Annotated in this window: 17 protein-coding genes and 1 tRNA gene; 9 read left to right on the top strand and 9 right to left on the bottom strand. The window is 40.9% G+C overall.

Annotated elements, in window-relative coordinates; genetic code table 11:
- Positions 1-70: 70 nt before the first annotated feature.
- The 3 genes from DI53_RS11790 to DI53_RS11780 all read right to left on the bottom strand — a co-directional run bounded on the left by DI53_RS11790 (position 71) and on the right by DI53_RS11780 (position 3,617).
- Positions 71-1,819 (bottom strand): HEPN domain-containing protein, encoded by a 1,749-nt coding sequence (locus DI53_RS11790; RefSeq protein WP_081939441.1) that lies wholly within the window; start codon positions 1,817-1,819, stop codon positions 71-73.
- Positions 1,820-1,873: 54 nt separating this feature from the next.
- Entirely contained in the window at positions 1,874-2,998 is a 1,125-nt protein-coding gene (locus DI53_RS11785; RefSeq protein ID WP_131555246.1) for a hypothetical protein, read from the bottom strand.
- A gap of 148 nt (positions 2,999-3,146) precedes the next feature.
- Positions 3,147-3,617, bottom strand: a complete 471-nt coding sequence (locus DI53_RS11780; RefSeq protein ID WP_037499564.1) for a hypothetical protein — start codon at positions 3,615-3,617, stop codon at positions 3,147-3,149.
- A 138-nt stretch (positions 3,618-3,755) separates the two neighbouring features.
- Between DI53_RS11780 and DI53_RS11775 the strand changes: the two genes are divergently transcribed.
- The gene (locus DI53_RS11775; RefSeq protein WP_037499561.1) at positions 3,756-4,178 is read left to right on the top strand and encodes a helix-turn-helix domain-containing protein; all 423 of its coding nucleotides are present in this window, start codon (positions 3,756-3,758) and stop codon (positions 4,176-4,178) included.
- 315 nt (positions 4,179-4,493) lie between these two features.
- Here the strand turns inward: DI53_RS11775 and DI53_RS11770 are convergent, their stop codons facing one another.
- From DI53_RS11770 to DI53_RS11760, 4 genes are all read right to left on the bottom strand, one after another.
- Positions 4,494-6,227, bottom strand: coding sequence for an ATP-dependent nuclease (locus DI53_RS11770; protein WP_037499559.1), 1,734 nt, complete (start codon positions 6,225-6,227; stop codon positions 4,494-4,496).
- Positions 6,228-6,721: 494 nt separating this feature from the next.
- A complete protein-coding gene (locus DI53_RS11765) occupies positions 6,722-7,675 on the bottom strand; it encodes a site-specific integrase (RefSeq protein ID WP_241462411.1) in 954 nt (317 codons plus the stop codon).
- 26 nt (positions 7,676-7,701) lie between these two features.
- Complete coding sequence (locus DI53_RS20625; RefSeq protein WP_241462410.1) at positions 7,702-7,899, bottom strand: Arm DNA-binding domain-containing protein; 198 nt, start codon at positions 7,897-7,899, stop codon at positions 7,702-7,704.
- Between the two features lie 421 nt (positions 7,900-8,320).
- Positions 8,321-8,394: transfer RNA gene (locus tag DI53_RS11760), tRNA-Pro, on the bottom strand.
- A gap of 314 nt (positions 8,395-8,708) precedes the next feature.
- Here DI53_RS11760 and rplS point away from each other — a divergent pair.
- The 5 genes from rplS to yidC all read left to right on the top strand — a co-directional run bounded on the left by rplS (position 8,709) and on the right by yidC (position 15,224).
- A complete protein-coding gene (gene rplS / locus DI53_RS11755; RefSeq protein WP_037499556.1) occupies positions 8,709-9,056 on the top strand; it encodes a 50S ribosomal protein L19 in 348 nt (115 codons plus the stop codon).
- 201 nt (positions 9,057-9,257) lie between these two features.
- Positions 9,258-10,355, top strand: a complete 1,098-nt coding sequence (locus tag DI53_RS11750) for a carbohydrate-binding family 9-like protein (RefSeq protein WP_071790484.1) — start codon at positions 9,258-9,260, stop codon at positions 10,353-10,355.
- A complete protein-coding gene (locus tag DI53_RS11745) occupies positions 10,348-11,430 on the top strand; it encodes a family 10 glycosylhydrolase (protein ID WP_037499554.1) in 1,083 nt (360 codons plus the stop codon). The genes DI53_RS11750 and DI53_RS11745 overlap by 8 nt, the downstream gene beginning before the upstream one ends.
- Before the next feature lie 332 nt (positions 11,431-11,762).
- Positions 11,763-13,370, top strand: a complete 1,608-nt coding sequence (locus tag DI53_RS11740; protein WP_037499551.1) for a CTP synthase — start codon at positions 11,763-11,765, stop codon at positions 13,368-13,370.
- Between the two features lie 39 nt (positions 13,371-13,409).
- On the top strand, positions 13,410-15,224 hold the full coding sequence (yidC, locus tag DI53_RS11735; protein ID WP_037499548.1) for a membrane protein insertase YidC: 1,815 nt from the start codon (positions 13,410-13,412) through the stop codon (positions 15,222-15,224).
- Positions 15,225-15,296: 72 nt separating this feature from the next.
- Here yidC and DI53_RS11730 read toward each other — a convergent pair whose 3' ends face one another.
- Both DI53_RS11730 and DI53_RS11725 read right to left on the bottom strand, forming a co-directional pair.
- Entirely contained in the window at positions 15,297-16,085 is a 789-nt protein-coding gene (locus DI53_RS11730; RefSeq protein WP_037499545.1) for a M48 family metallopeptidase, read from the bottom strand.
- 114 nt (positions 16,086-16,199) lie between these two features.
- On the bottom strand, positions 16,200-17,549 hold the full coding sequence (locus DI53_RS11725; RefSeq protein ID WP_037499543.1) for an acyl-CoA dehydrogenase family protein: 1,350 nt from the start codon (positions 17,547-17,549) through the stop codon (positions 16,200-16,202).
- A 248-nt stretch (positions 17,550-17,797) separates the two neighbouring features.
- Here DI53_RS11725 and DI53_RS11720 point away from each other — a divergent pair, with 248 nt between their 5' ends.
- From DI53_RS11720 to DI53_RS11710, 3 genes are all read left to right on the top strand, one after another.
- The gene (locus tag DI53_RS11720; RefSeq protein ID WP_037499541.1) at positions 17,798-18,016 is read left to right on the top strand and encodes a hypothetical protein; all 219 of its coding nucleotides are present in this window, start codon (positions 17,798-17,800) and stop codon (positions 18,014-18,016) included.
- 198 nt (positions 18,017-18,214) lie between these two features.
- Positions 18,215-19,564, top strand: coding sequence for an adenylosuccinate lyase (gene purB / locus DI53_RS11715; RefSeq protein ID WP_037499539.1), 1,350 nt, complete (start codon positions 18,215-18,217; stop codon positions 19,562-19,564).
- Positions 19,565-19,630: 66 nt separating this feature from the next.
- Positions 19,631-20,185 carry a NifU family protein gene (locus DI53_RS11710; protein ID WP_037499537.1) on the top strand — a complete coding sequence of 185 codons (555 nt, stop codon included), beginning with the start codon at positions 19,631-19,633 and terminating at the stop codon, positions 20,183-20,185.
- The last annotated feature ends 589 nt before the right edge of the window (positions 20,186-20,774 follow it).

Genomic DNA, 20,774 nt, shown 5'->3' with positions numbered 1-20,774 from the left:
AAATAGCCAATGATATAAATATAAAAATCATTACCTAAACCTGAAAGCATTAGGGATATTTGCCCGCTAATCAGAGATACCCCAACTCGCAGGAAAGAGGGAAGACGGGCGGGTTCTCTTTTAAGTAACTACTGATTTCCCCAAGGACAAAACTCGCAAATCTTTCCACACGTTCACGAATGATTTTGGCCTCTTCCGCGCTAATTTCACTAGCTAGACGAAACCTGAAATTTGACAGGCCATTTGAAAGCTCTTTAAATAGCCTGTTGTCCTGCTCAGTGGTGTTTGGAAAGAAAGCATAAACATTGGCATCAGTAAGACTGCAGATATCGAGTAGATGCATAAGGCCGTTATGGGTAGGTCTATAATCCAAAAGCACTTCAATGAAAGATAGGCACACCTGCTCGCATAGCAAACTGAAAACATATGAACAGATTGCTGCTTCATCATCCATCCTTTGGACCTGAAGCTTCAGCGCTGTTATTTTAACAAGACGCTTGGTCCATCTTGCGTTCTTTCTAACTAAATATGAACCGTCCATATCCTCCGCTTGTTCTATCACTTGAATCTCACTTGCATCACGAGCCATAAACAGGATGACCGCCCTCACCAGTCTTTGGATAAAGAATGGCTCGCCCTCACGGATTGATTTCTCCACAGCCTTAAAAGTATGGAACAACAGCACTAACCTATCCCCCATCTTGCTGGCATCGTTTATCTCATTCTGCAGACCATAGATGGAACCTTCCACCTCTTTATGAGTGATTACCAGTAAATAATAATGAGAACTATTCTTTCCTGCATGTTCATCCGCAAAAGGTAGCTCCAAATCTGCAGTAAGCCTTGATCTACAGAGCTGATAGATACTATGGGTATCCACGGCAGCTGTTATTCTCGCCACGGCCACCTGCAAGAAACTTAACTTCTTTCCGGCAGGGATAGGCTCGGATTTGCTTTTAGGTTCAGCAGCTGGAGATATGGAGGTGTGTTCTGTTTCGATCTGAAATTCTTCCTTAGCGAACCGCTCTTCAAACTGTGCATGCACGAGAGCGGAGTAAGTTTTGATCATTCTCTCCAGCTGCACTGATTTACCCATCAGCTCGATCAGATCCGAACGGGCAATCTCATAGCTGTTTTCATAACGTGCGCGGATATAAGCCTCGTTCAGGTTTTCAAGCTGCGTCATTTCGCGCTCACTGTGCGCATCAAATATAGTATGGAGTTCCGGTATAAAATCGAACAGGAACTTGTGGTGGGTGCGCAGGGAATGCGATATTTTTTCCTTCCCGATAAGGTTGATCTCGGCAAGACGGTAACATAGTTCAAATACCTGATGAAGCATCAGGGCACAAAGTTCATTGTCACCCCTTCCATAATAGAAATTCATGCCCTGACGGAACGAGCTGATCTTTTTATTTTCCTTTTCCTGTTCCACCTTCGCCCTGCTGTACACCTTCTCAAAAGTGACCTTGTTATTGAATAGCGGAACGTTGCTGTCGGGCCTAATGTAGATCAACTGCTCCGGCTGGCAGATCGAAAAAAAGACAATGCTTCCCCGTTTTAGTCCCTCCTTCACCTCGTGAAAATAAAAGGTGCGGTATCGAAACGAGCGTTGTGAAGACAGAATTGTTCCGATCAGCGCCCGCGCTTCGGTCAAGTGCTGGGTATTGCTACTGGGAAGAAGAATGATAAGTTCAGGTACTTGGGCGCCCTGTATTTGAATTTTGCTAAAATAGATCTGCTCTATCAATAACGATGCAACCAAACGTTTTGCTAGTTGCGAAGCGTCCATGAGTTCGTTAGAAATGTTTGTTTCCATATCTTTGATATTTTGAGATGACCGCGGATGTGGGCATATACACCCATTTCTTTGCTACAGTTTAGGTTCGTATTGCCTTACATCGACAAACTCAACAAGCATGGCAAGAAAGTCGAAAAGAGAACCGTAGTCTTTGTCGAATGAGGTGTATATGGATTTGTTGCCCAGTACATCTTCCAGACAATCATCCAAATGTTTTCGCCACTCGGCAACGCTTCTTTCCTTGAACTTCTCCTCAAAGTACTTCCACGGTCTTTTGCGCCATTTGTAAGTGTCCCTGATCTTGTTCGTATGCTTATTGGATGGATATTTCCAATTGGTACTGATATTAACACCTGCCTCAACGGCTTCCTGATAATACTCGCTAAAATAATCCAACAGAAACATGAAGTCATGGTAATAGTGCAGCATGTTTGCAGGGTTGACATGCAATCTCCAGAAGCCGTTCGATCCAAGGATGTGTTTTGAAATGGTGATGGCTTCCAGCAGATCTTTCTTGGGCGAGTGATGGAATACGTAGGTAATGTCAACGTGGTAATTATACATATTTAACCTATCTCTGAAAGACTCTTGTTCCACGGACAGGACCTGTAGATCAACGCTGCTAAGCGTCATCCCCTTTTCGAGCAAATAAATCTCATACAGCGCGCCAATGAGCAGGCTTACATTCTGAACTGTAACGACATGATAACTTTCAAAGTTTAGGGAGAATCTTGTACATGTGGGCTGAAGTCCATAAAAAAGCAATTCATGTAGTGTACAGATCGAAAGATCCATCGTTCCGTTAACGTATAACTCCAGTAAAATTTTATAGGAACCGCCTTTTGGATCGATACTTTTATCCGGCGGTACGCTGACAGGAATATGTGCTCGTGTCTCAGCGTAGGGAATGAGAAATTTTCCGTGCATGCTACCGGCCGGTCTGATCTTCGCCAGTAGCCATCCCGCCTCGATCAGCCGTACCAGTTTTTTATATTTCCGGTACAGGACTAGTGGCGATTCATATTTGAGCCACGCGCCACTTCTAACGCCAATGGTAAAAAGCTCATAGAGCTCATCACTCAAAAGTTCCGCATTGGGAATCCCAGCGAAGAGTTCATGCAGAACGAGAAAAGGATTTAGGATCTCTTCTTCTTTCAACATAGTGATATAACAATCTTCAAATTCTACGTGGTGCATAATAGTATGGATTTATGGTTAAAAAAGCATTTAAAGACGTTGGGGAACAATCCGTAAGTTTACCTCGCGCCTAGCGTATATATATATAAATGCAAATAGCATTTTTCCTGTGTGGCTTTAATTCAGCGACTGCTATCAAGCTTGCGGATCAGTATTTTTGGAGAACGCCGATATCATCCTTACGTGTATTCACATTGAACCACCGCTTGAACCAATATTCCCCGTACATGTGATTATTCTTCCAAAAAAGTCCCAGCTCTTCATCCGACATCTTATCGGTAGTTTTAAAGATCTTAAGCTCATTCTCCAGTTCGCCGAACATTTGCTTGATCTGCTTCTTTGAATAACTTTTCTGCCCATACCCCCTAGCGATGAAAAACGCTTGTGCCGCCCTTCGCTGTTTCCTGGTGGCTTCTCCTGTAAACGTGCAGCAGACGATCCACTTGTAGTCGTAGAGGATGGTTTCAACATTAACATCAAGTATTGCACATATCATCCGCAGGTTACTTGGAACGGATAACTCCATGTTACGGCAGCTCGTTGAAAACATTTCGCCTATATCCTCGTATCTTTCGTATCGGTCGACCAAGACAGTTTTTCGTTTTTTCTTTTTCATCATTTATCTATTTTGGCATCAGCAAATAAAGCATGAAACAGCTCGGTACCGAACCTGCCTACTGAACTTAAACAAACAGCTATTTGTATTTTACACGACGTTCACTTTAAATAAATATGTAAGATTTGTTATATTTGGTCTATGAACGCAGCTACAAAACCAAATCACATCGGACGCAAGATCAGCCGTATCCGCGAGCTTAGAGGTATGAAGCAGGAAACCTTGGCAACAGAAATGGGCATGAGTCAACAGGCTGTTTCAGCAATGGAGAACAGGGAAACCATCGAAAAAAGTGTACTGGAACAGGTTGCAAAGATTTTGGGAGTGACTTCCGAAGCTATCGAAAATTTCGACGAAGAAAGGGTGATCAATTATTTCAACACATTTAACGACAACAGCTTTAGTAATAGCAACGGCACATTTAGCGCATCTAATTGTACGTTCAATCCTTTAGATAAATTAGTTGAAGCATACGAGGAAAATAAGAAACTATATGAAAGATTATTGGAAGCGGAAAGGGAAAAGAATGATTATTTAGAACGTGCTCTTCGCAAAAGCAATTAGCAACATCATGTCATTGATGAACCTTTAGCTCTGAAAGAAAATTCCGTTTTAAATGAAATAATATAGCAATAAATTAATCTTAATCTCAGCAACGTTATTTAGTCATCCTAATTATTTGTAATTGTTTTTACGATTTTGACGAACTAACGTGTAAGTGTGTCATAACCAATTGACAGTTTTCGCTTAACGTATCAATTTTGCTGCAATTCGATTAAAAAATCGAATAACATTATAATCAAACTTCGATAATTATAGCAAAGATGCTTGATTACAGAAGAAGACATAAAAGATCATGTCTTAAGAATATTGCCATACTCACCTTTTAAAAGGCATACTATTCTCAATGGCATTTATTACAATCCTCACCTCTTCAGCAATTTCATTTATATGTAATTCTAAAGCTAACCTCTTAGGACTTATACACACATTGAACTCTTTCTGACACCAAGTGCTTATACGAGAAATAAGTTCTTTTCCGCTCACTCTATGAACGACGGGACTGATAATTGATTCTATAGCCAACTGCCTGCATTTAGAAATGCTATAGCCTCTATTAGATTTATGAATCTCGTCTGCTAGAGAGTTTATCAAATTATCCTTCATCTCACCCACAATTTCGTTAATTTTATCTTCAATATCAACGTTTGATAAAGTGATTTTTTTTCCTCTACTGTTTTTTTTGATATATCTATGAATTAACGTAGGAACTACTAAATAGTTTTCTATCTCTTTTCGACTCCAAATATGCAAATTGATACCTGCTTTCGAAGACTCTTCGTAACGTAATTCAATATCACTTTTAGTATGATAATCAGAATCGAAAATACAATATACTTGTATTCCACGATCGATATTACTTTTCAAGAGCATGTTACTGCCCCTAGCGTATGCCCAACCTCCCCAGCCACCAATGTCAAACTTTGGAATTGTATCAATTGGTTCGTTTGAAATCGGGAAAAGTTTATTATAAATAGGACTTAGCAAGTCTAAATCATTTCCTTCTAATATTAGTAGACGCTTTGACGACCATAACCTCGTCAGTTCCAAGTTATGTATGCTTCCTATTGAATTTAAGATATTTTGTACAAACGGCTTATCATTTGCAAATAAAGATTTAGGCAACTTTTTATCAATAACAATAATATTTTCTGGTTCGACCTCAGATATGATTTCGATCGAGTGAGTTGCTACGATAACTTGTGAATATGAGGATTTTAATAATCGAATTAATTTTCGCTGTAAATCGGGATGCATATATACATCTGGTTCGTCAAGAATTACTATGCCTAATCTATCGACACGTGAAAGAAACCACATAATTTGTAACCACATTTGCAGACCTGATCCTAACCAACCGACTTCCGAAACAAAATTATAATCTTGCACCATTAATGACAAAACTATCTCGCGATTTAGATCATCCTCTAATATGGGAAATAATTTAACTCCAGGCCAACTGCCTTCTGCTAAATTCTTAAATTGATCAAAATATTGCGGAAATAGACTAATTTGATTGCGGAAATGTCTAGAAGATAAATTTGTGGCAAGATTCTGCCTAACATAATCTTGCATTAGCACTTTTTCGTCTTTCTCTAGCGTAGAAAGATGAGGGAGTATACTAACAGTTTGGAATGTAATGTCATTCGCTACCTTCTTGTTGTTAACATATTTACCATCTTGATCTATTAAAGTACAAAATAACTCTAAAGAGTCTCCTATATAGACATTGCATACTATCTTATTATCGAAATAGGCTGTAATTATTGCCGGAGCTTCAGAGTACTGGTGGAAAATATTACTAATATTTAGATCTAAATTTTTGACTGATGGCTTTATCCCCCTCCATCCCGCTTCTAAATCTAACCAATTAGGCACTGGGGAAAAATTCGACGTACGAAATTTACCAATAGCGAGCGATACTAGCCTTAATGCCTCGATCAATGTAGACTTCCCTGCATTATTCTTACCAACTATTACAGATAAACCTTTAAATTCAACTTCATGGTCATCAAAGCATCTGAAGTTTTTTAGCGAAATTCTTTCAAGCATTTATAGGAGGTTAACAATTTGATTTCTGTAATGCTAAACTTTATTGATCTAACAAGTACATCTTTCTTTAGTTACTAAGATAGCATTGTGGAAATATAATCAAACCAAATATAAAAATTTATTTCAAGGACATTAGCAAAAGCATATTATTTTCAATAAATAAGTTTTTAACACACCCCTTTTACCAATATCTTACTGATGCCTGTCGAAGCCTATAATTCAAAAAAAATGTGTAACGAAAGATGTTGGTATACTATTAAAGACCTCCTAAGTCATAAAAAAACGTGATTTATTAAATCAGTCAATATTATTAGACTTTGTCAACATTACAATAAGTTTAATGTATTTCACTTATTTAATGAGTTTCATTTACTTTCAAATATATTAGACAGGCGTTTTACGCATAATACTCTAAATTGAAAAATACAACCTATAGAAACAATATTCTATTTTAATTTTTCGGCGAGTCGACTCATATCTTCACTCAATTTCTTTTAGACAACCTTGGCGTAAATCTGTGTTGTCCGTATACTTGTATGCCCTAACATCTTGCTTACAGATTCTATAGGCACGCCATTGCTTAAGGTAATAGTGGTCGCGAAAGTATGCCTCGCAATATGAAAAGTAAGATCGGTATCTATTGCACAGATTTCAGCTATCTCCTTTAGATAACCGTTCATACGCTGATTGGAAATAAGAGGAAATACCGTTCCATTGCTAATAGCACGCGGATCATTCCGATACTTTTCCATCAAAGCTTTTGCTTTTGGCAGCAGCGGAATGCGAACACTGGTATCGGTCTTTATCCTATTGGTATATATCCACAGATCACCATCTATGCCAGTACGTATAGAGTCCAGCGTGAGTTCCGCCATATCTATATACGCCAACCCCGTGTAACAGCTGAAAAGGAACATATCCAAGACCTGTGCAAGCCGTTCAATCCTAAAGCACTTGTTTTCCAATATGCATAGCTGCTCTTTGGTGAGGCTATTGCGTTCCACCTTATCAAAATGCTTCCGAAACTTTGCAAAGGGATCTTTCGTGAGCCAGTCCATTGTCACGGCCATATTTACCATTTTACGCAGACGTTCGATGTGTTTCATTACGCCATTGTCCGCCAGTTTTTTGTGATGATCAATCGGTTGAAAGCGCTGCAAATAGCGTTCGAAATCGATAATGAATTTATAAGTTAGCTCGGAAAGTGCTATATCTCCGTTATAGCAGCTTTTGAGAAAGCTCTTAACATACTTCTGCGTTGTATAATAGTTTTTCATAGTACCTTTAGCTAAACCGTCGGCACATTCGCTATTGTGGTATTCCATTAGGCTACACAGACTCATCAGACTATCATCCTTACCAGCAATGGAATTTTTAATAGCTTCAACAGTAACGACCTTACCTTTTTCAATTAGTCTGTGATAGGCTTCTGCTATCAAGGTCCGCATACGGTCAATATGGGTATCAAGCTTTACTACTTCTTCACTCTCCCCTTCGCACGGCCTTTTAAATCGCTCCACTGATCCGGAGATACTTTTCTTTTAAGGGATATCTCCGCACGCCAACCGTTGGCTAATATCCTTGCATAAACTGATGCCAGTTTACTTTTCTGATTTTTGGAACTTCGGATAATAAAGTGGATTCCGAAAGTGTTCACATTTTTAGTGTCCATAAATATTCTGTTTTTAATGACAAAATCTATTGACGGTTCTTGGCATTGCAGAAATCTAGTCGTGGAACTAGGTAGAAGACAAAGACTTCATAATATAGTCCACGCGTTGCATCATATTGGACGCTGCTTATAGCATTGTGAGGTGAGTAAATTTCACACGCTAAAATTTACTCACCTAATTGCTCACATTTTTATTGATATTGTTTGCAGGATTCTGCTTCGAAAAAATAAAAAAACCCGCTTAATCGTGAGATCTACGGGTTTTTGACCTTACTTGTCGTAAGTGTTGTCGGGGTGGCAGGATTGCTTTAGCCCCGCAAAGCCCCAGACCCAGCCCTAAAGCTCCTGCGGATCGAACCCCGGTTCTCATCAGCCAACCCCTAATAACAGAAAAAGCCCGACTTTCGTCGAGCTTTTTCTGTCGGGGTGGCAGGATTCGAACCTACGACCTCCACATCCCAAATGTGGCGCGATACCGGGCTACGCTACACCCCGAAAAGGTATCACCTTTGTTTTGTGTGGCACAAATATACAGCATAATTCAGTTCTGTCAAGCATTTTTTTATCCTCAACACCTAATATGCTCATTGATTGGCAGATATTCTTTATGCTCGCTAATCACCACGATTCTAAACCATCATAAAAAAAGTAAAAAAACAAGATTATCCTTGCAAATATTTACTACCTTTGCACGCACTTGTAAAAGAGTGCTAAGATTATTTGAAAAGTATTTTTTTATATTAAAAAAAAGCTGTAATATTGCAGTCCGATTTTTACAGGATATAAATCGTTAATAATTACTCGAAATCATGGATTTAGTAAAATTTGTAGAAGAACAAGCGGTAGTAAAAAATGAGAATCCCGCTTTCAAAGCCGGAGATACCATCAGCGTTCATTATAAAATTCGCGAAGGAAATAAAGAGCGTGTTCAGGTGTACCAAGGTGTAGTTATCCAATTAAACAGCGAAGGTGCAAACGCTACTTTTACCGTTCGTAAAATGTCTAACGGCATTGGTGTTGAACGTATTTTCCCTGTAAACTCGCCAAACATTCAAAAAATTGAAGTAAATAGCTTCGGTAAAGTACGTCGTGCAAAATTATTCTACTTGCGTGGCCTTACTGGTAAAGCTGCTCGTATCAAAACAAGACGCGTTTAATTTCCGCTTACTTCTTCACAGAGATATAAAAAAGCTTCCATCGTGCACGATGGAAGCTTTTTTATTATTCCCTTCTTACCGCTCAGAAAGGCCACCGTTCTAGCCAACACAATCAATTTCCGCCTATCGGCTAGCTTTTACAAAATTTGTGTTACAATACGCATTCGTAAACACAATTACGTATTTTCATCTTTTATAATCATGAGATACGTATCCCTCTTTGCTATCAGCTACATCACCCTATCTATGCCATCGGCTCACGCTCAACGGCAAGAGCAGGTATCACAAATGCAATCTACCCCTTTAGTATATGCCGCAAAAAAGATCAATACACCAATCGAGATAGACGGACGGGCAAACGAATCGGCCTGGGCAGAAGCAGCGTGGACATCTGCATTCACAGATATAGAGGGTGAATTTAAACCTAGCCCGAAGTTGCTTACGAAAGCAAAAATGCTATGGGATGATGAAAACCTATATATCTATGCAAAATTAGATGAACCGCATATTTGGGGAGATATCACCGAACCGGATGCTATTATCTATCATAACAATGATTTTGAAGTATTTATCAAACCGTTTGAGCAACAATCGTTCTATTATGAAATTGAGGTAAACGCGCTAAATACCATTATGGATTTGATGATGCCCAAAGCCTACCGACTAGGCGGCGATGCACTTATGCACTGGGACGTAAAAGGCTTGAAGAGCGCAGTGCATATCGAAGGCACGCTTAATGATGCCCGTGACGAAGACCATTACTGGGCAGTTGAAATGGCTATCCCGTTCCGTTCCCTACATACTTTCGCCGGTAAAGCCACGCCTAAAGTGGATAGCTATTGGCGCGTAAATTTTTCCCGGGTGCAGTGGCAACATGAACTTATTAATGGCAGGTATCAACGAAAAAAATCTGACGATAAATTCGTTCCCGAAGACAACTGGGTATGGTCGCCAATAGGTGTAGTCAACATGCACCACCCAGAGCGTTGGGGATATCTCAAATTTGTGGAAGAAGCACAACCAAACGCCACGCCTCCTAAAACAGATGAGGCGGAACGACTCGCATGGAACATATTTTACCTACAGCAAGCTTACTACCGCACACATCATAAATATGCTACAACGATAGAGGCCTTGCCTAAATACAAAGACATTCTTCAAGGAGCTACAGGAAACCACAAATGTTCTTTTATTTTTAATACCGCTAAATCCTTTTATAAACTGACAGTAGTCGATAACGAGAAGAAATTCAGCATCACGCTTGACAATCACGGAAATTACCATACACACTATGAATAGCAGAAGAAATTTTTTGAAAGCCGCAGGCGTAGGTCTAGCTGCCTTGCAACTTGGCAATACAACGGCGCACGCCGCGCCAGTCCTTGATAAGCAACCTCTTTTGTTCGATTTTTGGCTTTGGGCCCGGCCGAATGGAAAGGAAACTGAAGCACAGCTAAAAAAACGCTACAAAAGCTACCGTGAGGCTGGCGTTCGTGGTATTTTCTTTGAAGATTATAGCAAACGTCATTTCCAGTTAGCAAAAGAACATGGACTAGAAACACACCGCTGGATGTGGACAATGAATCGTGGTGAAAAAGAATTACTGGAGCAGCACCCAGACTATTATGCTGTAAGTCGTTCGGGTAAATCTTGCGCCACGAACCCGCCGTACGTTGGCTATTACCGGTTCCTATGCCCGTCCCATCCGGATGTGCCGAAATACCTGGAAGACAGGGCTCGTGAACAACTGAGCAGAGAAGATGTGGACGGTCTGCATCTGGACTATATACGCTATCCCGATGTCGTATTGCCCATCAACCTTTGGCAAAACTACAACCTTGACCAATCTACCGAGCTAGCGGACTATGACTTTTGCTACAGCAAATTCAGCAAAGCGGCATTTCTAAAGGAAACAGGTATCGACATCGATAAAGTCGAGCGCCCAGAACAAAGCCTATCCTGGCGATCGTTCCGATATGGCCAGATCACCAAAGTGGTAAACCAAATCTGTGCGGCAGCACAGGAGTATAAAAAGCCAGTGACCGCAGCCGTCTTCCCGACACCCGACCTGGCTCGTCGCATTGTGCGCCAAGACTGGCCGAGTTGGAATCTTTCCGGTATCTTCCCTATGATTTATCACGGCTTTTACAAAGAGCCTATCCACTGGATTGGTACTGCGGTAGATGAGGGTGTAAAAAGTCTACAAGGAAAATTCCCATTGTATGCCGGACTTTACCTTCCTGACTTTAAAAACCTGGATGAATTAAGATCGGGCATACAGCTTGCAAAAGATAACGGCGCGGCTGGCGTTTCGCTCTTCGGCGAATCAGATTTCGACGCAGCCACCATACAGCTATTACGCTCATTAAAATAAAATAGATAGCCGTTTGCATAGTAGGATTTAACCACTGGCAAACGGCTATTAAAATTCGGCATTTCCCATTCTTCTTAAATCTCCAAGACCCTTCTCTAAACATATCACTCCTTGAAGAAACGGGTATAATCACCCAACACCAATACGTCCAAAATAGTGTAAAAATTCTGCGCGAGGATTCGAACACATAGTATTTACATAATAGTCAAACCTGGATAAACCATATTTTTAATTTCGGTTAGTCTGCAAAAAACCTTATCTTTGTATCCCGTACATAAAGCAGATTTAGAACCATTTTTTCGGTTCAAAATAGTTGAAATTCCATTATTGCTATGAGTAAATATATCTTCGTTACGGGCGGCGTAACCTCGTCGTTGGGAAAAGGCATTGTTGCGGCATCGCTCGCCAAACTTCTTCAAGCACGCGGTTTTAAAGTAACCATCCAAAAGTTTGACCCCTACATCAACATCGATCCAGGAACACTAAATCCCTATGAACATGGAGAATGCTATGTCACTGAAGATGGAGCTGAAACCGACTTGGATTTGGGGCACTACGAGCGTTTTTTAAACGTAGCAACTTCGCAAGCAAACAACGTAACAACAGGACGTATTTACCAACATGTGATCGAACAAGAGCGTGCTGGTGCTTATTTGGGAAAAACGGTACAGGTAGTCCCACACATCACCGATGAGATCAAACGTCGTATGCAACTACTTGGCCAAACAGGCGAATACGATATTGTAATCACCGAACTGGGCGGAACCGTGGGCGACATCGAGTCTTTACCTTTTATTGAAGCTGTGAGGCAGCTCCGTTGGGAACTGGGCAATAGCGATTCCTTAGTGATCCACCTGACGTTGGTACCTTATTTAGCAGCCGCGGGAGAGTTGAAGACAAAGCCCACACAGCACTCTGTAAAAACACTGCTGGAATATGGTATTCAACCCGATATTCTTGTTTGTCGTACCGAACACAAACTAACGCAGGATATCCGCAAAAAACTAGCGCAATTTTGTAACGTGAACATCAACGCCGTGGTTGAATCCATTGATGCACCTACGATTTATGACGTTCCATTAAATATGCTCCGTGAGCAACTGGATAAAACTGCGCTAACAAAACTTAAACTCTCGACAAAGCAAGAGCCCAATCTTGACAGCTGGAAAGCCTTCTTGGGCAAACTAAAAAATCCGACAAACGAAATCCAGATCGGGTTAGTTGGTAAATATGTAGAACTTCCAGATGCCTACAAATCGATTACGGAAGCCTTCATTCATGCAGGCGCAATAAACGAAACGAAGGTTAAAGTGAAATATATCGCTGCGGAAAGTATTGATGCGGAAAACGTGAAAGATAAGCTCAAAGATTTGCAAGGTGTATTGGTTGCGCCGGGTTTTGGAGAGCGTGGTCTGGAAGGAAAACTTGCTGCGATACGCTACGTTCGGGAAAACAAAATTCCTTTCTTCGGTATCTGTTTGGGTATGCAATGTTCGGTCATCGAATTTGGCAGAAATGTACTGGGTCTTAAAGGTGCTAATAGTTTTGAAATGGATGAGAAGACCGCTCACCCGGTGATCAACCTGATGGAAGAGCAGAAAACGATCAAAAACATGGGCGGAACGATGCGTCTTGGAGCCTACGATTGTGAAATCAAAAAAGGATCAAAAGCCTACGCCGTATATGGTAAGTCGAAAATTTCTGAACGCCACAGACACCGTTATGAATTTAATAACGACTATTTAAAACAATATGAAGAGGCCGGTATGATCGCCTCGGGGATAAATCCAAAAACGGGATTGGTGGAAATTGTAGAACTTAAAAATCATCCGTTCTTTGTTGCGGGACAATTTCATCCAGAATTAAAGTCGACCGTAGCAAATCCTCACCCACTTTTTGTTAGCTTTGTAGCCGCTTCTTTAGCCAATAAAAAAGGCTAGAAACGAGCGGTTTTGAATTTGAAAATTAAAATAGTAGAAATGGATAGAAATACCCTAATTGGATTAGTGCTGATTTTTGGAATTCTTGCAGGTTCATTTTATTTGATGAAACCTTCTGAACAAGAATTGAAACAGGAACAAAAACTCCAAGATTCAATTAAAAGAGCGAAAGACGGATTAACGCCGTTGGCTGACACCAACAAAGTTGTTGCAGCAACCGCCGTCGATTCTTCGGCCGTATTAGGCAAGCCTTTTGGCACTGCTCGCTTGGGCGAAGAACAAATCGTCACGTTAGAGAACGAAAAAATTATAGCCAAAATAAGCTCAAAAGGCGGACAGGTAAAATCTGTAGAACTTAAAGATGAAACCAACTATGATGGTAAGCCCTTAATGGTATTGGATGAGAATCACAATTCATTCGGATTGCTGTTCAAAGCAAATGGGGAAAACATCAATACAAGCGAACTTAACTTTACCCCACAGGGCGGTAACGCTACAGTAACAGGAGAGAACGCGCAATCTGTCAGCTTTCGTTTAAACTACAGCCCAACACAGTATTTAGAGTACACCTACTCTATCAAAGGCAATGACTATAGTTTAGGACTAGATGTAAAAGCGGTAGGTATTCAAAACCTAATGGATGTAAAAACTCGCAGCATTGCGCTGAATTGGGAAAGTGCTTTGTTACAGAAAGAGCTTAATGGCAAGTCAGAACGTGAAAAGTCAACAATCTTTTACAAAGAGGTCGCAGGCGGCGTAGATCACCTATCTGAAACGAGTGACGATACCGAAAAGCCAGAAAACAAACTTAACTGGATTGCATTCAAACAGCACTTCTTTTCCGCCGTATTGACCTCCAACCAACCGCTTAATAACACAGAGTTGGCCGTCAGCGCCGATGCAGCGCCGTATATCGTTAAACGCTACAAAGCATCTGCCGATCTTGAATTTGCAGCGCAGAAAGATAATCAGTATTCGTTTAACTTTTTCTTCGGTCCTAACAAATACAAAGTGCTGAAAGCCCACGGAAATGATTTCCAACAGATTATTAATATGGGTTGGGGACCAATGGGTTGGATCAACAAATTTATTACCGTTCCTATCTTTGATTTTCTAGATGGGTTTGCATTGAGCTACGGTATCATCATCTTGATCTTAACCATCTTCCTGAAGGGTGTATTGTTCCCGTTGACCTATAAATCTTATCAGTCAATGGCCAAAATGCGCGTATTAAAGCCACAATTGGATGAAATAAAAGAAAAAGTTGGCGAAGACAATCCTATGCTTTTACAGCAAGAGCAAATGAAATTGTACAAACAGGCTGGTGTAAACCCGCTGGGTGGTTGTTTACCGCTTGTTTTGCAGATGCCGTTCACCCTTGCCTTTTTCTTCTTCTTTCCAAATCTGTTCGAGCTACGTGGAGAGAGTTTCTTATGGATACAAGACTTATCAACGTATGATGCGCCGATCACCTTCCCCGCAATATTCGGAATCAACCATATTTCTTTGATGTGTGTGTTGATGACCTTAACCACATTATTGACAACCTGGTACAATAATGCGACCTCGGGGGCGGCGAATAACCAAATGAAATATATTGGGTATATCATGCCATTGATTTTCTTCTTTGTCTTAAACAACTTCCCTGCGGGGCTGAACTACTACTACTTCCTTGCAGCAGTATTCACTTTCTTAACGCAGGTCATTATCCGTCAGTTTTTGGATGATGATAAGATCTTAGCGAAGATTGAGTCGAATAAGAAAAATCCGAAAGTGCAGAAGAAATCATCATTCCAACAAAAAATGGAAGAAATGATGCGTCAACAACAAGCTACGCAGCAGAAGAAAAAATAAGATCACTTTAGTAAAACATAAAAAGCTCGGAAATATCCGAGCTTTTTATGTTTTGTGGCTATTTTCTGCCAATTATTTCGCTGGCTTTTCGAACCCATCTTTAGCTGCCCTCTTGGCCATCTCATCTACGCGTTTCTGTGTATCTGGATGTGATGAAAATAATTTTTTCGCCAATCCGCCGTCTGATGCACCACCCGACATGTCCACCAAACGCTCAAACGCCATCGACATATACCAAGGATTGACGTTGTTATCCTTTAAAAATTTGTATCCATAATCATCAGCGACACTTTCCTGCTTTCTAGAAAAACTCATATTGGCGACTTGCTCACCCAGTTCCCCCAATTGCGAATCAGTCAAGGCTGCTGCCGTTCCGCCTTGGGAAGAAACACCCTCTTTCAATGCAGAGGTCATTAAGGCAGATTTAAAAGCGTCACGTGAATCCGTGTTCTTAACATGTCCGATTTCATGACCTATTACGCCCAATACTTCATTATCACTCATGGCCTCCATCAATCCGGCACAAACTCTAACACTGCCATCAGCACAGGCAAAGGCATTAACGTCTCGAACTAAATAGACTTTATAATTTAACTTTAAACCATCGTAATTTTGCAAGTTTGCCGTAAGCTTTTTCAGACGAACGGCAAATTCGTCATCAGCCGGGGCGACTGGATTGTTCTCATCCATCCATTCCACGTATTCTTTCGTGTACGCTATAACATCTTCGTTGGATAATGTAACAGCCTTCACTGCTTTTGCTGCTGCCCCAACCGATTTGGTGTTGATCCTGATCTGCCCGAACGTAACCGAGCATAGCATCAGTGCTGAAGCGCTTAATAAAATGTGTTTAGTGACCATGTGTAGTAATGTTAGTTTTACGAATATTTATTTATCCTTTCTGGCTCTGTTGTAACAAATATAATACCAAGGGCAATGATTGTGCTCATCATAGGAAGACGATGTTTGGACACCTTATACAAAAGCACTAAACCCTGTTATACTTCGTCCCACGATCAAAGAGTTAATTTCCTTAGTTCCTTCATATGAATAGATAGCCTCTGCATCTGCCAGAAAACGCGCTACGTTATATTCTAGCAAGATACCGTTACCCCCCATCACCTCTCGCGCTCGAGAAACGATGTCACGCGTTCGGAGCGTACAAAATACTTTAGCCAGTGAGGCATGTTCGTCTTTCAGCTTACCTTCGTCTTGCAATTCTGACAGACGGAATACCAAAGTTTGCATAGCCGTTAAATTTGACAACATCTCCACGAGATGGTTTTGTATGAGCTGAAAGGAAGCAATAGGCTTTCCAAACTGCTTCCGTTGAAACGTATATTCCAACGCATTTTCATAGGCTCCACGGGCACAGCCCACAGCCATCCAGGCTACACCTGCGCGCGTCATTTGCAAGACTTTAGCGGTATCTTTAAAACTATTAGCCAATGGAAGGCGATCTGATTCCGGCACAACACAATCGGTTAGGGTAATCAACCCATTCTGAACAATCCTTAGCGCCATCTTTCCCTTGATCTTATCCACCATAAATCCAGGATTTTCTTTACGAACGATAAAGCCTTTCACCTGACCATCGTCTAAGTCTCTAGCCCAGATGATGGTAATATCTGAAAAAGTAGAATTGCCTATCCACTTCTTCTGACCATTGAGGACCCATCCGTTTTCTGTTTTGCGGCATGTGGTCGTAAGACCACCGGCGGTTGCCGATCCCACTTCGGGTTCGGTCAGCCCAAAGGCTCCTATTTTCTCGAGTTTCTGCATCTGGGGAAGCCACTCCTGTTTTTGCTCTTCCGATCCGCATAGATAAATAGAGCCCATTGCCAAACCACTCTGAACACCTAGAAACGTAGCGATAGATGGATCTATTCTTCCAAACTCCGCTGCGATAATGCCATCCATTAAGGAGGATCCACCCGCACATCCGTAACCTTCATATACATACCCACAAACGTTCAATGCTGCCAGCTTCGGTATAATTTCAAAGGGAAAATCATCATGCAACCAATATTTATTGACAATAGGTTTAATCTCAGTTTCGAGAAACTCCCGCACACGAAGCTGTAGCGCGCGATCTTCAGGTGAAAGCTTTGCTTCTACAGCATAAAAATCTGCGTTAATCGGTGGAGCCTCGCGTTTTTTACCAGAGCTTGTTAACATTTTCATTAAACCCTTTAATTGGTTATCCTCCATTTTGGACACTGCCTTCATAACCGACGGCAAATCAACTTTTTGCGACAACTTCTCGATCTGTTCCAAATCAACAGTACGCAATAATTGAATGATGTTTTTAAGCTTCTTTATCATGCTCTAACAAGGTATTGATATATAGTTGTAACATTTTTTTTATAAAAATTGTTTTTTCTTGTTGCAATTCAGCAAAACAGTCTTATATTTGCCCCGGCTTTTAGCTAATAAAAACACGTTAAAAAGGTGGAAATCAAATTGTTTTACTTTTTTTTGTTTTTTTTCTAAAAGTGGGGTTACCTTTTTAGGTTACCGGTATAAAAGGATAAATAAACAAATTTGTTTCAATTAAAATAGAAGATTAAAAGATGAAAAATTTATTCAAATTCGGATTTTTAGGTTTAGCTTTAACTATCGCTTTCGCTTCATGTGGTGGTGCAGAAACTAAATCTGAGCAAGCTACTGATTCATTAGCTACTGAAGTAGAGCACTCTACTGACTCTGTTGCTGATTCTTTGAACAACGTTGCTGATTCAGTAAAAACTACTGGTGATTCAATCGCTGACTCTTTGAAAAACGTTCAGTAATCCGAAACGTATTCAGAAAATACGAAGGCTCACAACTTGTTGTGGGCCTTTTCTTTTTATAGGTATTCACGGCCTTGCTTCTCCGTTAGTTTTTGTATTTTTGTCGAATAGCCATCCGGTATTCTAAAAAGCGAATGATATCCTTTTTTGACCGCCACAACAGATGCATACGAGTTATTATTTTATTTTAATTTGCACATGAGTTTATCACCATTAACAGCTGTCAGCCCTATTGACGGTCGTTACCATAACGCAACCCAAGAACTATCCGAGCATTTCTCGGAATTTGCATTGATCAAATACCGCGTACTAGTAGAGATCGAGTATTTTATTGCCCTTTCCCAATCGGGCATCCCACAATTGGCGCATTTCGACGGATCTTTGAATGACCGGCTTCGTGAATTATACCGAAATTTCTCTTTACAAGATGCGCAATGGATAAAAGACCAAGAGAAGGTTACCAACCATGATGTAAAGGCCGTAGAGTATTTTATAAAACATGAGTTTGAAAAGCTTGGTCTGCATGATTCGCTCGAATTTATCCACTTCGGCTTGACATCACAAGATATCAACAACACAGCCATTCCTTACTCTTGGAAAGAGGCAATCAATAACGTTTATTTACCCGCTGTAACTGAGCTGTTGGAAGAACTAAGATCCCTTGCAGATCAATGGGCGGAAGTCCCGATGTTGGCGAGAACGCATGGCCAGCCTGCCTCCCCGACGCGCTTAGGCAAAGAGTTTAAGGTTTTTATCGAACGGATGGAAAAACAGATTGATTCTTTGACGGAAATACCTTATTCGGCGAAATTTGGCGGCGCTACCGGCAACTTCAATGCACACCATGTAGCCTATAGCGAAACGGATTGGGTAGCTTTTGGAAATAAATTTGTCAACGAGACCCTAGGTCTATCACGGTCGCAAACGACCACACAAATAGAACATTATGATAATTTTGCCGCCAGCTGTGACGCTTTTAAGCGAGTAAACAATATCATTATTGACCTCTGTCGTGATGTATGGACCTATATCTCTATGGAGTACTTCAAACAAAAAATTACGGCAGGTCAAATTGGTTCCTCCGCCATGCCACATAAAGTGAATCCGATCGATTTTGAAAATGCTGAAGGAAACCTGGGTCTAGCAAATGCTTTATTTGAGCATTTAGCAGCGAAGCTTCCAATCTCCCGCTTGCAGCGTGACCTTACGGACTCTACGGTATTGCGTAATATAGGTGTACCTATGGCACATACGCTTATCGCGATCAAGTCGACCCTACGCGGATTGAGAAAACTGATCTTAAACGAGTCTGTACTACAGGCTGATTTGGAAAATAATTGGGCTGTCGTAGCTGAAGCTATCCAAACAGTGTTACGTCGCGAAGGCTATCCAAAACCTTACGAAGCACTTAAAGATTTGACGCGCACGAATACTCACGTCACGCAAGAAACAATTGCTGTATTTGTAGATGGCTTAAATGTATCAGAAGACGTTAAGAACGAAATAAAGGCGATTTCCCCAAGTAATTACACCGGTGTTGGTCTTTAAGCTTTGACTTGAAGATGACTGGCTTGATTTACTTTTTGATGTATCTTTGTACAATAATTTGAAAATATGGCAACGATTAACGTATATACAGAATCTACCCCCAATCCTTCAACCATGAAGTTTTTGGTAAACAAACTGCTTATTAATGGCAGTCTGGATTATCCAAACCGGGAGAAAGCGCAGGAGTCAGATTTCGCAAGAGAGCTCTTTAAGTTCAATTTTGTAGATGGTGTATTTTTCGCAAGTAATTTTGTGACAATTACAAAGACGGAAGGCGTAGATTGGTCCGACATTGAAGCGCTACTGAAAGACTTTGTCAAAGGTGCGGTGGAATCTGAGCTTGCGGTAAAACCGATTGAGCATACAGAAGATTTAGATTTTGAAGGTACGGAGGTCGAAGTGAAGATACAGCAAGTTTTGCACGACTATGTGCGTCCGGCTGTTGAGCAAGATGGTGGAGCTATTGCTTACAAAGCCTTTGAAAATGGTATTGTGACGGTAGAACTTCGCGGATCATGTAGTGGATGTCCATCTTCCACAGTGACCTTGAAAGCTGGTATCGAAGGCCTCTTGAAACGTATGGTTCCAGAAGTAGAAGAAGTTGTTGCGGAAGCAATGTAAATCATCTGATAGAATAAAAAAAGCTGCATCATGAAAAATGGTGCAGCTTTTTTTTTGGTATAGCGTAATGCGTAGCGAGTAGTGCGTAATGCGAAACGGACTTTTCAATGCATTGCTTCCCACCGTTATCAACGGGAAATGTCGCATTTGAAGGAGTATTGCGTAATGCGTATTGTGTATTGCGAGAAGTTTAAGTTTCCCATACTTTATTGCTTCTTTCCATTGTTAAACGAAATGTCGCATCAGTTTTGTTGCGCCTGTAGTCATTTGCCTCTGCACTATCCAAAAGGGATGCAACAAAAGTAAGCGACGGGGTTTTGAATACTTTTGCCCCTCAAAAGTATTGCCCTGTCCTGGCGAAGGACGGAAGGGAGGTGGACTGGGATTGGTATTGAGTAATGTGTAGCGCGTAATGCGAAAGGTATTCTACATTTTATCGCTTCTAACCATTATCAAACGACATGTCGCATTTGAAGGAGTATTGCGTAATGCGTATCAAGTAGTGCGAGAAGTTCAGATATTTTTTATTTTATCACTTCTTCCCATTATTAAACGAAATGTCGCCTCGAAAGCTTTGCAATATGTAGAT

This window comes from Sphingobacterium deserti (genome assembly GCF_000757725.1).
Lineage (GTDB): Bacteria > Bacteroidota > Bacteroidia > Sphingobacteriales > Sphingobacteriaceae > Sphingobacterium > Sphingobacterium deserti.
The sequence above is the reverse complement of the archived record's forward strand: the minus strand, read 5'-3'. Positions and strand labels throughout refer to the sequence as shown.

Excerpts from the sequence above, each read along its gene's own strand:
- DI53_RS11790 (WP_081939441.1), bottom strand. The coding sequence starts at position 1,819 with ATGGAAACAAACATTTCTAACGAACTCATGGACGCTTCGCAACTAGCA.
- DI53_RS11785 (WP_131555246.1), bottom strand. The coding sequence starts at position 2,998 with ATGCACCACGTAGAATTTGAAGATTGTTATATCACTATGTTGAAAGAA.
- DI53_RS11780 (WP_037499564.1), bottom strand. The coding sequence starts at position 3,617 with ATGATGAAAAAGAAAAAACGAAAAACTGTCTTGGTCGACCGATACGAA.
- DI53_RS11775 (WP_037499561.1), top strand. The coding sequence starts at position 3,756 with ATGAACGCAGCTACAAAACCAAATCACATCGGACGCAAGATCAGCCGT.
- DI53_RS11770 (WP_037499559.1), bottom strand. The coding sequence starts at position 6,227 with ATGCTTGAAAGAATTTCGCTAAAAAACTTCAGATGCTTTGATGACCAT.
- DI53_RS11765 (WP_241462411.1), bottom strand. The coding sequence starts at position 7,675 with ATGCGGACCTTGATAGCAGAAGCCTATCACAGACTAATTGAAAAAGGT.
- DI53_RS20625 (WP_241462410.1), bottom strand. The coding sequence starts at position 7,899 with ATGGACACTAAAAATGTGAACACTTTCGGAATCCACTTTATTATCCGA.
- rplS (WP_037499556.1), top strand. The coding sequence starts at position 8,709 with ATGGATTTAGTAAAATTTGTAGAAGAACAAGCGGTAGTAAAAAATGAG.
- DI53_RS11750 (WP_071790484.1), top strand. The coding sequence starts at position 9,258 with ATGAGATACGTATCCCTCTTTGCTATCAGCTACATCACCCTATCTATG.
- DI53_RS11745 (WP_037499554.1), top strand. The coding sequence starts at position 10,348 with ATGAATAGCAGAAGAAATTTTTTGAAAGCCGCAGGCGTAGGTCTAGCT.
- DI53_RS11740 (WP_037499551.1), top strand. The coding sequence starts at position 11,763 with ATGAGTAAATATATCTTCGTTACGGGCGGCGTAACCTCGTCGTTGGGA.
- yidC (WP_037499548.1), top strand. The coding sequence starts at position 13,410 with ATGGATAGAAATACCCTAATTGGATTAGTGCTGATTTTTGGAATTCTT.
- DI53_RS11730 (WP_037499545.1), bottom strand. The coding sequence starts at position 16,085 with ATGGTCACTAAACACATTTTATTAAGCGCTTCAGCACTGATGCTATGC.
- DI53_RS11725 (WP_037499543.1), bottom strand. The coding sequence starts at position 17,549 with ATGATAAAGAAGCTTAAAAACATCATTCAATTATTGCGTACTGTTGAT.
- DI53_RS11720 (WP_037499541.1), top strand. The coding sequence starts at position 17,798 with ATGAAAAATTTATTCAAATTCGGATTTTTAGGTTTAGCTTTAACTATC.
- purB (WP_037499539.1), top strand. The coding sequence starts at position 18,215 with ATGAGTTTATCACCATTAACAGCTGTCAGCCCTATTGACGGTCGTTAC.
- DI53_RS11710 (WP_037499537.1), top strand. The coding sequence starts at position 19,631 with ATGGCAACGATTAACGTATATACAGAATCTACCCCCAATCCTTCAACC.